The 12,618-nt window shown below is 55.8% G+C and carries 14 protein-coding genes; 10 read left to right on the forward strand and 4 right to left on the reverse strand.

Annotated elements, in window-relative coordinates; translation table 11 throughout:
- Positions 1-671: 671 nt before the first annotated feature.
- The 8 genes from U5J94_RS04665 (at position 672) to U5J94_RS04700 (ending at position 9,750) form a co-directional block, all read left to right on the forward strand.
- Positions 672-1,322 carry a hypothetical protein gene (locus tag U5J94_RS04665; RefSeq protein ID WP_322564476.1) on the forward strand — a complete coding sequence of 217 codons (651 nt, stop codon included), beginning with the start codon at positions 672-674 and terminating at the stop codon, positions 1,320-1,322.
- The gene (locus U5J94_RS04670) at positions 1,319-2,173 is read left to right on the forward strand and encodes a nucleotidyl transferase AbiEii/AbiGii toxin family protein (protein ID WP_322564477.1); all 855 of its coding nucleotides are present in this window, start codon (positions 1,319-1,321) and stop codon (positions 2,171-2,173) included. Before U5J94_RS04665 ends, U5J94_RS04670 begins: the two co-directional genes overlap by 4 nt.
- A 91-nt stretch (positions 2,174-2,264) precedes the next feature.
- A complete protein-coding gene (locus U5J94_RS04675) occupies positions 2,265-2,972 on the forward strand; it encodes a UPF0149 family protein (protein ID WP_322564478.1) in 708 nt (235 codons plus the stop codon).
- 103 nt (positions 2,973-3,075) lie between these two features.
- Positions 3,076-3,903, forward strand: coding sequence for a type IV toxin-antitoxin system AbiEi family antitoxin domain-containing protein (locus U5J94_RS04680; RefSeq protein WP_322564479.1), 828 nt, complete (start codon positions 3,076-3,078; stop codon positions 3,901-3,903).
- Positions 3,878-4,537 carry a nucleotidyl transferase AbiEii/AbiGii toxin family protein gene (locus U5J94_RS04685; RefSeq protein ID WP_322564480.1) on the forward strand — a complete coding sequence of 220 codons (660 nt, stop codon included), beginning with the start codon at positions 3,878-3,880 and terminating at the stop codon, positions 4,535-4,537. The genes U5J94_RS04680 and U5J94_RS04685 overlap by 26 nt, the downstream gene beginning before the upstream one ends.
- Complete coding sequence (locus U5J94_RS04690; protein ID WP_322564481.1) at positions 4,534-4,794, forward strand: hypothetical protein; 261 nt, start codon at positions 4,534-4,536, stop codon at positions 4,792-4,794. The genes U5J94_RS04685 and U5J94_RS04690 overlap by 4 nt, the downstream gene beginning before the upstream one ends.
- A 158-nt stretch (positions 4,795-4,952) precedes the next feature.
- Positions 4,953-8,993 (forward strand): ATP-dependent RNA helicase HrpA, encoded by a 4,041-nt coding sequence (hrpA, locus tag U5J94_RS04695; protein ID WP_322564482.1) that lies wholly within the window; start codon positions 4,953-4,955, stop codon positions 8,991-8,993.
- Positions 8,994-9,072: 79 nt separating this feature from the next.
- Positions 9,073-9,750, forward strand: coding sequence for a cupin domain-containing protein (locus U5J94_RS04700; RefSeq protein ID WP_322564483.1), 678 nt, complete (start codon positions 9,073-9,075; stop codon positions 9,748-9,750).
- Positions 9,751-9,859: 109 nt separating this feature from the next.
- Here the strand turns inward: U5J94_RS04700 and U5J94_RS04705 are convergent, their stop codons facing one another.
- From U5J94_RS04705 to U5J94_RS04715, 3 genes are all read right to left on the reverse strand, one after another.
- On the reverse strand, positions 9,860-10,012 hold the full coding sequence (locus tag U5J94_RS04705; protein WP_322564484.1) for a hypothetical protein: 153 nt from the start codon (positions 10,010-10,012) through the stop codon (positions 9,860-9,862).
- Positions 10,013-10,107: 95 nt separating this feature from the next.
- Positions 10,108-10,263: a hypothetical protein gene (locus tag U5J94_RS04710; protein ID WP_322564485.1), complete on the reverse strand. Its 156-nt coding sequence runs from the start codon at positions 10,261-10,263 to the stop codon at positions 10,108-10,110.
- Positions 10,264-10,286: 23 nt separating this feature from the next.
- Positions 10,287-10,439: a hypothetical protein gene (locus tag U5J94_RS04715; RefSeq protein ID WP_322564486.1), complete on the reverse strand. Its 153-nt coding sequence runs from the start codon at positions 10,437-10,439 to the stop codon at positions 10,287-10,289.
- A 515-nt stretch (positions 10,440-10,954) separates the two neighbouring features.
- Here U5J94_RS04715 and U5J94_RS04720 point away from each other — a divergent pair.
- The gene (locus U5J94_RS04720) at positions 10,955-11,167 is read left to right on the forward strand and encodes a hypothetical protein (RefSeq protein WP_322564487.1); all 213 of its coding nucleotides are present in this window, start codon (positions 10,955-10,957) and stop codon (positions 11,165-11,167) included.
- Positions 11,168-11,185: 18 nt separating this feature from the next.
- Positions 11,186-11,638, forward strand: a complete 453-nt coding sequence (locus U5J94_RS04725) for a DUF1499 domain-containing protein (protein ID WP_322564488.1) — start codon at positions 11,186-11,188, stop codon at positions 11,636-11,638.
- Between the two features lie 76 nt (positions 11,639-11,714).
- Here the strand turns inward: U5J94_RS04725 and msrB are convergent, their stop codons facing one another.
- Complete coding sequence (msrB, locus tag U5J94_RS04730) at positions 11,715-12,203, reverse strand: peptide-methionine (R)-S-oxide reductase MsrB (RefSeq protein ID WP_322564489.1); 489 nt, start codon at positions 12,201-12,203, stop codon at positions 11,715-11,717.
- Positions 12,204-12,618 lie beyond the last annotated feature (415 nt).

A 12,618-nucleotide genomic window follows, 5' to 3' on the forward strand; every position in this document is an offset into this window, starting at 1 on the left:
GCGAGTAACACGAGTGTTTTGGGTATTAGCACTACCCTGTGCGTCAATCGCGTCCTGCAGAATGAAGGGACCCGTGTAGGAGGGGCTGACGCACAGGGAAGTGGTAATGTCACGGTAGATACGGATGTCGAGAGTGACGCCAGCCGCGATTTAATGCAGGCCTGAGCGGGGACGGACCCCGCAAGCTATTGAACTACCGGATAAATACTCGGAATTCAGAGCTTGTCAGGGGCTTGGAAGACTTTTTTGGTTGAAATGGGCAAAGATAGTTGGCAGATAGCAGTCGGCAGAGAAGAGCCGGGGCAGGCAGCACCCTTCAGGCAGATTGAGAATCACACCCGCGGGGGCGCTCCTGCACCAACCACGGCAGTAAAATCGCGACTGTGTCGCGCACAAACCGTTATTTTATTCCGGGCTGTTCTCAAGCGTGCCTGGCCCCGTGAATATGCCAATGGAGAAAAGCCGGATGGAACCGGGCAGCCCCTATTTTAGCCAGTTTGCTGGTCCGAATACTGCCACTGGTGGCGAGGCAGTGAGTTGAGTGGGTCAGATTCGCCTGTGACGGCGTAAGAAGTAATAAAATCAATAATATAGGAACTATCTGGCCCATTCACAGGTATCTATAATTTACAAAAACTTGCAAAATATGGAAGTTATTGTAAATTATTGGCATGGTGCCACTCACAGAAAAGATTATTCACGCCGGCCTGGCCGATCGGCCGCTCTCCGCCAGTCAGGTCGAGCGCCTGGTGGGGGGCAGCGATGCCCGTCGCTATGGTCAGGTCAATCGTGCCCTCAAGGCGGGGGAGCTAATTAAAGCCCGCCGCGGACTCTATGTTCTGAATCCGCTTTATCGTAGACACTCCTTGCACCCTTTTGTCCTGGCCCAGCAAATGCTGCCGGGCAGTTATGTCTCGGCCGAATCGGCATTGGGGTTTCATGGCTGGATTCCGGAGTCTGTGCACACTGTGCTGAGCATGACGCATGGTGGAAAGTCCGTGACATACGAGAGTGCGCAATTGGGGCGATTCGAGTTCCGGCGTATGACGGTGAGAACCGGTTATTTCCTGCAGTCAGTCGCCAGGCATGAGCTGGGTCACCAGGTCGCCTTGATTGCCGAACCGCTGCGGGCATTGCTGGACCTGGTGTATTTGCGCAAGTTCGAGTGGCAGGGGCTGGAGTTTTTGACCAGGGGAATGCGGATCGATGAACAACAACTGCGCAGCGTGACCCGGCTGGATATTTCGCGGTTGATGGACGTCTATAAAGGCAGGCGGGAACAGGCGTTCCTTGCCGAACTGCAGAGGGAGCTGAGACTATGATTGAGTTGATTCAAAAGCGATTGGAAGCCTATAACCCCGGTAGTCCGCTTGAGGAGGAAAATGCCCTCAAGGAGATTGTGCAGGAGATTTTATTATTTGCATTATGGCGTGAAGGATTCTTTGAGGTCGCGGCATTCCAGGGTGGGACCAGCCTGCGAATTCTGCATGGGATGCCGCGATTTTCGGAAGACATTGATTTTATTCTGCTGGAACCTGATCCCGCTTTTAGCTGGCAGTCTCACCTGAAAAACCTTGCCGAGACGTGCAAGGAGTTCGGTATTGAGCCGGAGGTGTTGGACAGGAATCAAATGGATCAAAATGTGAAAGCCGCCCTGATCAAGGATAACTCCATTGCCAATCAGCTGAATCTGGGTTTTGTGAGTCACAGGGACCAGAAATTAAAAATCAAACTGGAAATCGACTGCAACCCACCGGCCGGCTCTGAGTTTGATTACACCTATCTGGATTTCCCGGTTGACTATGAAGTTTGTCACCAGGATCTCAGTAGCAACTTTGCGCTGAAAATGCATGCCCTGTTATGCAGACCTTATCTAAAGGGACGGGATTGGTATGATTTTAACTGGTATATCGCTCGAGAAATTGTTCCTAATCTGGTGCTACTAAAAAATGCACTATTTCAATATGGACCGTATCAAAGTCAAGAATTAGATGTGAGTCGGGAATGGCTTGTCAATGCACTGAGAGAAAAGGTTGCTTCCATCAATTGGCAGGATGCGGCTAGCGATGTCGAGCGGTTTCTGAGGCCGGTTGAACATAAAAGTCTGAGTCTCTGGAGTGAGCGGTTTTATGAAAATAAATTAAGAGCATTGGAGTCTATGTTGGGCGGCTAAGCGAGGTCTGACCTTCGCAACCCTGGAAAATTGCGACAGGAAAGTCACCGGCGCGCTATAATGGCCACACGCCATGACAGTTTGTTTTGCTATGCCTGAAGATCAAAATCAACTACTCACCTGTTTTCTTTCCGCGCCGCAGCGGCCGCAAGGGACGTTGACCTTTTACCAGTTGCAGGGCTTTCTGTTCGGGTTGGCCTGCGCGCCGGACATGATCAAACCCTCCGAATGGATGCCGCTGATCTTCAATGACGAGGATCCCGGTTTCGCCGATGAGGCGGAGGCGAAGGCGGTTTACCAGGCAATTTTCGAGCTCTACAACCGTATCAATCTGCAGGTGGTTTCCGGCGAGGTGGGCCTGCCGGAGGATATCGAGATCCTTCAGCCGCCGATCAACAACGTGGGTGAGGAGACCGCCCTGGGGCAGTGGTCAACGGGTTTTGCCCAAGTGCATAACGGGATGATGGCGTTGTGGGATGAATATACCCCGGACGAGCTGGATGAGGAACTGGGTAGCAGCGTGATGATCCTGACCTTCTTCTCGAGCCGGGATCTGGCGCAGTCCTATCACCGGGAGCTGGACAAACCCGGTGATACGATCGAGGACTATGCCGCCACCCTGTTTGATCTGTTCGAGGAGGCCATGCGCAGTTATGCCGACCTGGGCAACAGCATCGCCCGGGTCCTGGCGGAGGTGGCCGAACCCCGGGAGCCTCATGTGGCCGGGCCGAAGATTGGGCGTAACGATCCCTGTCCCTGCGGCAGCGGCAAGAAGTACAAGAAGTGCTGTTTGCATTAGTTCAGGTTTAAAAAACTGCCAAACGCATAGCTATTTTATGCAAATTATCAGAAGAATAAACTTGCATCGAGTTCAAATATAGCTATATTTGCATAGTATTACTATGCAAATAAACGAAAATCCAAACCAGTATCAGGTGTCGGGCCGGAAACCGCTGGGGGCGGTGTTGCCCGAGGGCCTGCTGGTTGATCGCAAGTGGCTGAAAAGCATGGGATTCAACCGCCCTTTGGTGGACTACTACCTGCGCAGCGGGGCGTTGCAAGCGGTTGCCCGCGGCATCTACCGCTGGCCGGGGCCCGCGCTGAAGTGGCAGCACTTGGTGTATTCACTCCAGGAACTGGGTTTTGCGCTCCATATCGGCGGGCGATCGGCGCTGGACCACCAGGGTATGGTGCATTACCTGCCCATGGCCGGGCGTGAGACGATCCATCTCTATGCCGGGGGCAAGCTGCCGGGCTGGTTATCCAGCGTCGAGACCAATGCGGAGTTTGCACTTCATTCCCGCGCCCTGTTCACCGCCGATGTGCCGGTGGCCGGCTATACCCGCCTGCCGTTTGGCAGCTGGGACTGGCCGCTGAATTATTCAACAAGAGAGCGGGCCCTGCTGGAGTACGTGGACGGCCTGCCCGAGCGGGCCGATCTGGATATGGCGGATAAATACATGGAAGGGGCCACCAGCTTCCGGCCCGAGCTGCTGATGAGCTTGCTGCAGGCCTGCAAGCGGATCAGGACAAAGCGCCTGTTTCTATGGCTGGCGCAAAGGCATCAGCATGCCTGGTTGGCGCAATTGAACGAGAACGCCCTGGAGCTGGGCAGCGGCAAGCGAATGGTTTACAAGAACGGGGTGTTGGACAAGCGGTACAGGATCACCGTGCCCCGCGAATATGCCAATGGAGAAAAGCCGGATGGAACCGGGCAGCCCCTATTTTAGCCAGGTTGAACTGCTGGTACGCATATTGCCACTGGTGGCCAGGCAGAAATGCTTTGCCTTGAAAGGCGGTACCGCCATTAACCTGTTTGTGCGTGATTTGCCGAGACTGTCGGTGGATATCGACGTGACTTACCTTCCTGTTCATCCTCGTGATGAGGCTCTGGCGGCAATGGATGCCGCTTTGCGTGCCTTGCAGTCGGATCTGGAAAAACAATTGCCAGGTATGCGAGTGGTGGGTGCCACGCTGGCAGGGACCGGTTACTACTACAAGCTCGTCGCACAGCTGGAGGCAGTCCAGGTGAAAATCGAGGTTTCTCCGGTGATGCGTGGTGTCGTGGAGCCGTCGGTTCTGATGGGAACCTCGGCACAAACACGCCTGACATTCGGTTATGTGCAGGTGCCGGTGGTGGCCTTCAATGATTTATATGCGGGCAAGTTGTGTGCGGCATTGAGTCGTCAGCATCCGCGGGATCTATTTGATGTAGCAATACTGCTGAGGAATGAAGGCTTGAACGAGCAGTTTCTGGAAGTTTTTCTGGTTTATTTGGCATGCAGCAACAGGCCGATGGCGGAACTGTTGGACCCGGTGAAATATGAACTTGATCGGGGTTTGTTGAAGAATTTTCAGGGATGACCCGGGAGCCTGTCGATGTTGAAATGTTACATCAAACCCGCGAGCAATTGATTACACAAGTAAACGGAAGTCTCACTGACACTCATAAACAGTTTTTGTTGTCTTTGAAAAAAGGAGAGCCTGAATGGGGATTATTGAACAGGCCGGGAATTGAGAAACTGCCGGCAATTCAGTGGAAGCTACATAACATTCGCAGTATGTCCGGATACAAACATAAAGCGGCCCTGGTGAAGCTTGAGAAAGTATTATACGGTTAAATGTTGCTCAGGGCTTCGCTCGATAGAAAACCATGTGTCATTCAATATGACCCGTCTTCATTCGTTCGATGTGACCCGCATCGATAGCACTGGCCTGCCTGAAATTGCTATCATACCGTCCTTTGAATATCCCCAATACTCCCGCCCGATAATACCTGATGAACGCGCCGCCGGAATCCAATACCGAATCATTATCTGAGCAGATCGCCAACGGCATGCTGCGCGATCAGTTCCGCTTTCGTCGGCGTTTGAAGAAACTCCGGCAGTCAAAGCGCAAGACGGACGATGCTGACCCGCAATGGCAGAAATTGGCGGCGGATATCCGGGCCTCGGTGTCGCGGCGTGCGCAGCGACAGGCCGCCCTGCCGGTGCCGGACTTCCCCGAGAATCTGCCGGTCAGTGAGCGCCGCGATGAGCTTCGCGAGGCGATCGAACAGCACCAGGTGGTGATCGTGGCCGGGGAGACCGGCTCGGGCAAGACGACGCAGTTACCCAAGATTTGCATGGAGCTGGGCCGGGGCGTGGCCGGGATGATTGGCCACACCCAACCGCGGCGCCTGGCGGCGCGCAGCATTGCCGGGCGGGTGGCCGACGAGCTGCAGAGTGAGCTGGGCGCCACGGTGGGTTACAAGGTCCGGTTCAAGGACCGGGTGGGTCCCGGGACGTACCTGAAACTGATGACCGACGGCATCTTGCTGGCCGAGATCCAGGGCGATCGGTTTTTGAACGATTACGATACCCTGATCATCGATGAGGCCCACGAACGCAGTCTGAATATTGATTTTCTGCTGGGGTATCTCAAACAGCTGTTGCCAAAGCGCCCTGACCTGAAGGTGATCATTACCTCGGCGACGATCGATACCGAACGGTTTTCACGCCATTTTGATCATGCCCCGGTCATCGAGGTCTCGGGCCGCACGTACCCGGTCGAGGTGCGTTACCGGCCGCTGATGGATGAGAGCCAGTCCAGTCAAAACAAGTCGGGTGAAACCTCTTCTGGCGATGACAGCGACGGGTCACCCAAAGACATGCAACAGGCCCTGCTGGAAGCGGTCGATGAGCTGGCGGCAATCGATACCGCGCAGGGCAAGAGCCCGGGGCATATTTTGATCTTCTTCAGTGGCGAGCGGGAGATCCGCCAGGCGGCCGAGGCGCTGCGCAAGCATCATCCACCGCAGACCGAGATCCTACCGTTATATGCCCGCCTGAGTGGCGCGGAACAAAACCGGGTGTTCAGCCCGGCCAGGCACCGGCGCATTGTGCTGGCAACCAATGTCGCCGAGACCTCGTTGACGGTGCCTGGCATCCATTATGTGATCGATACCGGCACGGTCCGGATCAGCCGTTATAGTTATCGCAGCAAGATCCAGCGCCTGCCCATCGAGCCGGTCTCCCGGTCCAGCGCCAATCAGCGCAAGGGGCGTTGTGGGCGGATTGCTGAGGGGGTGTGTATTCGGCTGTACTCGGAAGCCGATTTTAACGCGCGGCCCGAGTTTACCGACCCGGAGATCAGGCGCACCAACCTGGCGGCGGTCATTCTGCAGATGGAGGCATTGCGGCTGGGGCATATTGAAGACTTCCCCTTCATCGAGCCGCCGGACGCCCGCTACATCAAGGACGGCTACAAGTTACTGTATGAGCTGGGCGCGGTCGATGAACACCAGACGGTGACGAAGCTGGGAAAAGAACTTGCCCGCCTGCCGGCGGACCCCAAGATCGGTCGCATGTTGATCGCGGCCCGGCAGTTCAACTGCCTGCAGGAGCTGTTGATCATTGGCACTGCCCTGAGTGTGCAGGACCCGCGGGAACGCCCGGCGGACAGGCAGCAACAGGCCGATGAGAAACACCGCCTGATAAACAGCCCGCCGGAAGACGCGGACCCGGACAACCCGTCCAATACACACAAGCACAAACAGAAAAAAGACAGCTCGAAAAAGATAGAGCAACGATCTGACTTTCTGTTTTACCTGAGGCTGTGGCAGCTATATGAAGCCAAGCGCAAGCATCTGAGCCAGAACAAGCTGCGCAGGTTCTGCAAGCAGCATTTTCTCTCCTACAACCGCATGCAGGAGTGGCGGGATATTTACCAGCAGATCTACACGCTGTTCAAGGAGCAGGGCGTCAGGCTCAATACCACGGCGGCCGGGTATGACGACATCCACCGGGCCCTGTTGTCAGGCCTGCTGGGCAATATTGGTAACAAGTCCGTCGAGAACAACGAGTTCTTTGGCGCACGCAATATTCGTTTTCATATTCACCCGGGCTCGTGGCAGGCCAAAAAGCCGCCCAAGTGGATCATGTGTGCCGAGCTGGTGGAGACCACCCGGTTGTACGGGCGGATGGTGGCACGGATTGAGCCGCAGTGGATTGAAGAGCTCGCGGCCCATTTGCTCAAGCGCAGTTATTCGGAGCCTCATTGGCAGAAAAAACCGGCCCAGGTCGCGGCCTTTGAGCGCACCACCCTGTATGGGATTACGATTACCCCGAAACGGCGTATTAACTATGGCCCCATCGACCCGGTGCTGGCGCGCGAGATCTTTATCCGCGAGGCCCTGGTGCAGGGGGACTATGACACCCGCGCGTCATTCTTTAAATATAACCAGTCGGTGATCGAGGAGATCGAATCGCTGGAGGCCAGGAGCCGGCGCCGGGATATCCTGGTGGATGAACAGGCGCTGTTCGAGTTTTACGACGAGCGTATTCCGGAAGGGATCTACAGCGGCAAGGCCTTTGAGAAATGGCTCAAGACCGTGCAGCAAACGAATCCCGAGATCCTCTATCTGCAAAAAGAATCCCTGATGCGCCATGAGGCGGAACATGTTAACGAGACACAGTTCCCCGGCGCCATGGAGGTCGACGGGGTCACGCTCGAGCTGGATTACCACTTTGAACCGGGCCATGCCGAGGACGGGGTGACGGCGATCGTGCCGCTGGCCGTCCTGGGCCAGTTACGCCAGGCCGCGTTCGATTACCTGGTCCCCGGCCTGTTGCGCGACAAGGTGATTGCTCTGATCAAGTGTCTGCCCAAGGCGTTGCGCAAGCAGTTTGTGCCGGTGCCCGGTTATGCCGATGACTTTCTGGCCTCAAACTATGATCGCAATCGGCCGTTACTGGACAATCTGACGGCGCATTTGCAAAAAATCAGTGGCACCACCATCGATCGTAACGTCTGGCAACTGGATAACCTGCCCGAGTTTTATCACATGAACTTTCGCGTGGTGAACCCGGACAACCAGGTGCTGGGCGTCGGCCGGGACCTGGCGCAGTTGCAGCAGGAGCTCGCGACCCTGAGTGAAGGGGTGCTGGCCGAGCTGCCCACCTCGGATATTGAGAAGGTGAATATTACCCAATGGGACTTCGGCGATCTGCCCGAGGTGGTGGAGCTGGAGCAACACGGGCTGACGATCCGCGCTTACCCGGCACTGGTGGATGACAGTGAGGATGGCGAGAGTGTGTCGGTGCGTCTGTTCAGTGATGAAGAACAGGCAAGTGATGCACAAAGACCCGGCCTGCGCGCGCTGTTCCGGCTGGTGGCCCGCAAGGAGATGAAGTATCTGCGCAAGAATCTGCGCCACATCGACAAAAGCCAGTTGTTTTATACCTCGATCGGCGACAAGCAAAGCCTGTTGCAGGATCTCATCGATGCCATTATCGATGAGGCCCTGCTGGACGATATCGAGGATATTCGTTCACAGGAGATATTTAATCACCGGGTTGATGAGGCCAAAGGCGAGTTGATGCGCGTCTCGAATGACCTCTGTGATCGGCTGTACGAGATTTTGTCGCAATACCATAATGCCGCCAGGCGGCTGCAGGGTAATATTCCGCTGGCCTGGTTTGATGCCATCCAGGATATCCGCCAGCAACTGGAGTGCCTGGTCTACGAAGGCTTTATCAGCCACACGCCCCGCCACTGGCTAAAACAGCTGCCGCGTTATCTCAAGGCCATTAATCTGCGACTGGACAAGCTGGAACGCGGCGCGCTGGCGGCGGACAAACAACGCCAGGGAGAGGTGCAAAAGCACTGGAACCGGGTTTATGATCAGATCGGCGAGGCGCCGCAACAAAAGCTCGGCCCCGAGTGGGAGATCTACCGCTGGATGGTGGAGGAAATGCGCGTGTCGTTGTTTGCGCAGGAGCTCGGGACCTCCCTGCCGGTTTCCATCAAAAAACTCGATCAACAGGCCGCGCGGCTTTAATATCATGCAGACGGGAATGGAGCGATACGGGGACAGTATAGCGATCTCCTGAATGCCCGGGTTATTGAAAGGTTAAAATATGACAGATGCCTGTCGGCTAAATATGGACTTTTCCCAGGTGGCCTGCGTGCTGCCCGACGATCAGCAGTGGGTGACGAGCCCCTCAGATGGCGTGTCACGCATCCACCTGGAACGCGAGGCCGCCGAGTCGGGCCACACGACCAGCTTTGTCCGTTTTGAACCCGGCTCGTTCTTTAACGCGCATACCCATCCCATGGGAGAAGAAATCTATGTTCTCGACGGGGTGTTCTCCGATGAGAACGGGGATTACCCGGCGGGCTCTTACCTGCGTAATCCGCCGGGCTCACGGCACCAGCCTTTTACCGAACAGGGTTGCACGTTGTTTGTGAAGCTGGATCAGTTCCAGGAAGAGGATACGCAACATGTTGTCATTCGCCCCGAGGACCAGCACTGGCAGCCCGGGATCGGCAACCTGAAAGTCCTGCCGCTGTATACCTATGGCACCGAGAGCACGGCCCTGGTCTACTGGCCGGCCAATGAAGTCTTCCAGCCCCATACCCACTGGGGCGGCGAGGAGATCGTGGTGCTCGAAGGCCGGTTTATCGACGAACACGGCGAATACCCGGCCGGCAGCTGGCTACGCAGCCCCCACATGAGTCAACACCATCCGCGCGTGGAAGAGCCCACGTTGATCCTGGTCAAGGTTGGACACCTGGATAAGGCTACCGACGATTAAAGGGTTTAAAAAAGAGGGCGGAGGGACAGAATTTTAATCAGAAAATAGCCTGTCAAAGCCCCACCGCCCCAGCACGGTGAGAACATTTGTTCCGGACGAAACCCGTCGATCAATTCCAGTCCTGGTGATGATGTTTTCCGCTGTTTGTTCCTGCTTCTGTAAGGTTGATCGAGTCCTTGTCGCGCTTGGCGGAGCGCTTTTGCTTTGATGTCAGCGGGGGGTTTGGTTTGTTAGCCTTATCGGCTTTCTGGCTTTTACTCATGTTCTGATCACCTTTGTACACCACGGTCAGAAGACTGCTGTGCGGGAACCGTTCACAAAAAGGGAGTCAGTGCCTGTATGCACTGCTGCCCTTGATTATTTCCCCTGCTGGCGGTGGTGTTTGCCGTTATCGATGGCGTCGCCGACAAGGGTGTTGATTGGTGCTTTGTCGCGTTTTGCCGCCTTTTTCTCTTTTGGCGTTAACAGGGCTTTTTTCTTGCTTTCTTTGTTACTTTTCTGATTCTTGCTCATGGTCTTCTCTGCGTATGTGACGGCTAACTGTCCCGCTTGTCGTCATTGCTGGCGGGGAAGGTCAGGCTCAGATTCGGGTAGTGGAACGGGATACACCGGATTGACTGACGATTCGTTTTTATGGACAACACGGTCATCGGATCGCTGACTTTCAGGAACGGATGATACTTTGCCATCTTGATATTCTTCCCGGCCACGGGAGCGGTAGCTGGCGGGCAAGGTGTTGGCATCAGGTCAGGCAGCCGGAACTTGTTGGCCAGGGGCCTTAGAAACGGGTGCTTGATGGCAGAGGGGGAGATGGGGGTAAATTTGACAGGCACAGGCGCCTCCGGTGACATCGCCGGCCGCTTGCAAAGCGTCGCGAAATGCGCCGCGTCTGGCGGGACTGCATCCTGTTGGTGGTTTACCGGTAAGGGTAGAGGATGTAGCGATGTTCGAGGCTGACTATAGGCTGTTATCGTTAAAATAGCTCATCATATTAACTGATGAAGGTAAGTCGGGGACCGGCTTATAAGTTGAGTTGGTTCGACCCGGTTGTGCGGCTGTGCCGGTAACAGCGGCTTTCGATTGGCCGCTTGACTCATAGGGATGTTTGAGGTGAGAGTAAAAAACAGGGACTGGGTGAAATTTGGTTGTTTAAACCAAATTCACAATAGTGCAAATACATCAGCCAAGTTTTATGTAGTGCACCATGAATAAAATTGACATTGACAATCTCCCCGATGTGCGCGACGGGCTGACGCGCAGGGAACGGATCGTGCTGTATTGTCTCCATGAGGCGCAGGCCGAACGGGATGGCCGGAACGTGCCGACCGCGATGCTCTATGGCCGGGTGGTGGAGTACATTGATATGAGTGAGGATGAGCTGCAGCAGATCCTGCAGCGGTTGTTAAGCCAGGAATAAGACCCTGTCGAGCTTTTGATGAAACCGTATATTTACTCTCTTGCCGCGCTGATCGTTGTCGTCGGCGCCATTCTGGTGGCGCTGTCGATCGCTTCACGCAAACAGCCCGAGCTGGGCCTGGTCGATGGCCGGTTACCGCCCTGTCCGGCGTCGCCAAACTGTGTCTGCAGTGAATATCCGTCGAACGATGCCTATATTAAACCGCTGGGTTATAACGGTTCACCGGAGAATGCGTTGGCCAGACTTAAACAGGTGATTGGCGATACCGGCGGGGAGGTGATTGGTGAGGAGGCGGACTATCTGCACGCGGTCTATCAAACGCCGTGGTTACGGTTTATCGATGACGTGGAGCTGCGGCTGGATAAACACCAGCAGGTGATCCATGTGCGCTCGGCGTCGCGGGTGGGGCGGTCCGATTTTGGGGCCAATCGTAAACGGGTGGAAACAATCCGGGCGGCGTTCAACGAATAAACAGGATCAATTCCAGGGGCAAAGCCCCCGGGGCGGTGTCGCGGCCTGGCGTTTTACGCCCTGTTGTTTCGGGACGTCAGTCCGGGATGAAGTTGAGGGCGAGGCCGTTGTTACACCAGCGCTGACCGGTGGGCGGCGGACCGTCATCAAACACGTGGCCCTGATGGCCTTCGCAGCGCGCGCAGTGGTATTCGGTGCGCGGCCAGACCAGTTTGAAGTCGAGGCTGGTTTCGACGGCGCCGGGCAGGGTGGTGGTGAAACTGGGCCAGCCGGTGCCGCTGTCATATTTCATCTCGGAGGTGAACAGGGGCAGGGCACAGCCGGCGCAGACATAGGTGCCCTTGCGCTTTTCGTCATTGAGGGGGCTGGTGTGGGCCGGCTCGGTGCCGTCCTCGCGCAGGATGTGGAATTCTTCCGGCGTCAGGATTCGCTTCCACTGCGCCTCGCTTTTGCTGATTTTTTCGATCGCCGCCTGGCGTTCCCCGGCACTGAGAAGCATCCGGGGCGCGAGCAGGGTCGCCGAGGTGATGCCCGCGAGCTGGATGATGAAGCGACGTCGGTTCATGTGCCGGACCTCCGGCCTGGCCCGTCCCGCAACGGCAGGGGCCTGGCGTTGAGTTGTTATACCGATTTCATTCGAAGTGTATTCATGTAGACAGACGGCTGGTGAATTGGTTCAGTGGCGGATTGGGGTCACGGAATAGATGAATGACAAAAGGTTACAGTATATTTTGTGCTGGAGATGAGAGAGGGTCGGGATCAAATAGCGCGGATCCGGGGAACATTGAGAATCGTGCCTGTGGGATGCTCCCACAGGCCGGGCCCTTCGGGCGAGGGCGATTAGAGATAGTTGGCAGTTAGCAGAAGGCAGTTGGCAGTCATAGAGAAGGGCTCGACCAAGGTTATTTTTTCTCCAGTGACGAAACACGACGTGGCGGTGTACTTTATTCAAGTATAGACAGCCGGGCGATCCGGGCAAT

The organism is Thiohalophilus sp. (assembly GCF_034522235.1).
In the GTDB taxonomy this organism is placed as follows: Bacteria; Pseudomonadota; Gammaproteobacteria; order UBA6429; family Thiohalophilaceae; genus Thiohalophilus.

Bases quoted from the DNA above. Each gene is read 5' to 3' on its own strand.
- msrB (WP_322564489.1), bottom strand. From the start codon at position 12,203: ATGAACCGACGTCGCTTCATCATCCAGCTCGCGGGCATCACCTCGGCG.
- U5J94_RS04675 (WP_322564478.1), top strand. From the start codon at position 2,265: ATGCCTGAAGATCAAAATCAACTACTCACCTGTTTTCTTTCCGCGCCG.
- U5J94_RS04720 (WP_322564487.1), top strand. From the start codon at position 10,955: ATGAATAAAATTGACATTGACAATCTCCCCGATGTGCGCGACGGGCTG.
- U5J94_RS04725 (WP_322564488.1), top strand. From the start codon at position 11,186: ATGAAACCGTATATTTACTCTCTTGCCGCGCTGATCGTTGTCGTCGGC.
- U5J94_RS04670 (WP_322564477.1), top strand. From the start codon at position 1,319: ATGATTGAGTTGATTCAAAAGCGATTGGAAGCCTATAACCCCGGTAGT.
- U5J94_RS04700 (WP_322564483.1), top strand. From the start codon at position 9,073: ATGACAGATGCCTGTCGGCTAAATATGGACTTTTCCCAGGTGGCCTGC.
- U5J94_RS04665 (WP_322564476.1), top strand. From the start codon at position 672: ATGGTGCCACTCACAGAAAAGATTATTCACGCCGGCCTGGCCGATCGG.
- U5J94_RS04690 (WP_322564481.1), top strand. From the start codon at position 4,534: ATGACCCGGGAGCCTGTCGATGTTGAAATGTTACATCAAACCCGCGAG.
- U5J94_RS04705 (WP_322564484.1), bottom strand. From the start codon at position 10,012: ATGAGTAAAAGCCAGAAAGCCGATAAGGCTAACAAACCAAACCCCCCG.
- U5J94_RS04680 (WP_322564479.1), top strand. From the start codon at position 3,076: ATGCAAATAAACGAAAATCCAAACCAGTATCAGGTGTCGGGCCGGAAA.
- U5J94_RS04710 (WP_322564485.1), bottom strand. From the start codon at position 10,263: ATGAGCAAGAATCAGAAAAGTAACAAAGAAAGCAAGAAAAAAGCCCTG.
- U5J94_RS04715 (WP_322564486.1), bottom strand. From the start codon at position 10,439: ATGGCAAAGTATCATCCGTTCCTGAAAGTCAGCGATCCGATGACCGTG.
- hrpA (WP_322564482.1), top strand. From the start codon at position 4,953: ATGAACGCGCCGCCGGAATCCAATACCGAATCATTATCTGAGCAGATC.
- U5J94_RS04685 (WP_322564480.1), top strand. From the start codon at position 3,878: ATGGAACCGGGCAGCCCCTATTTTAGCCAGGTTGAACTGCTGGTACGC.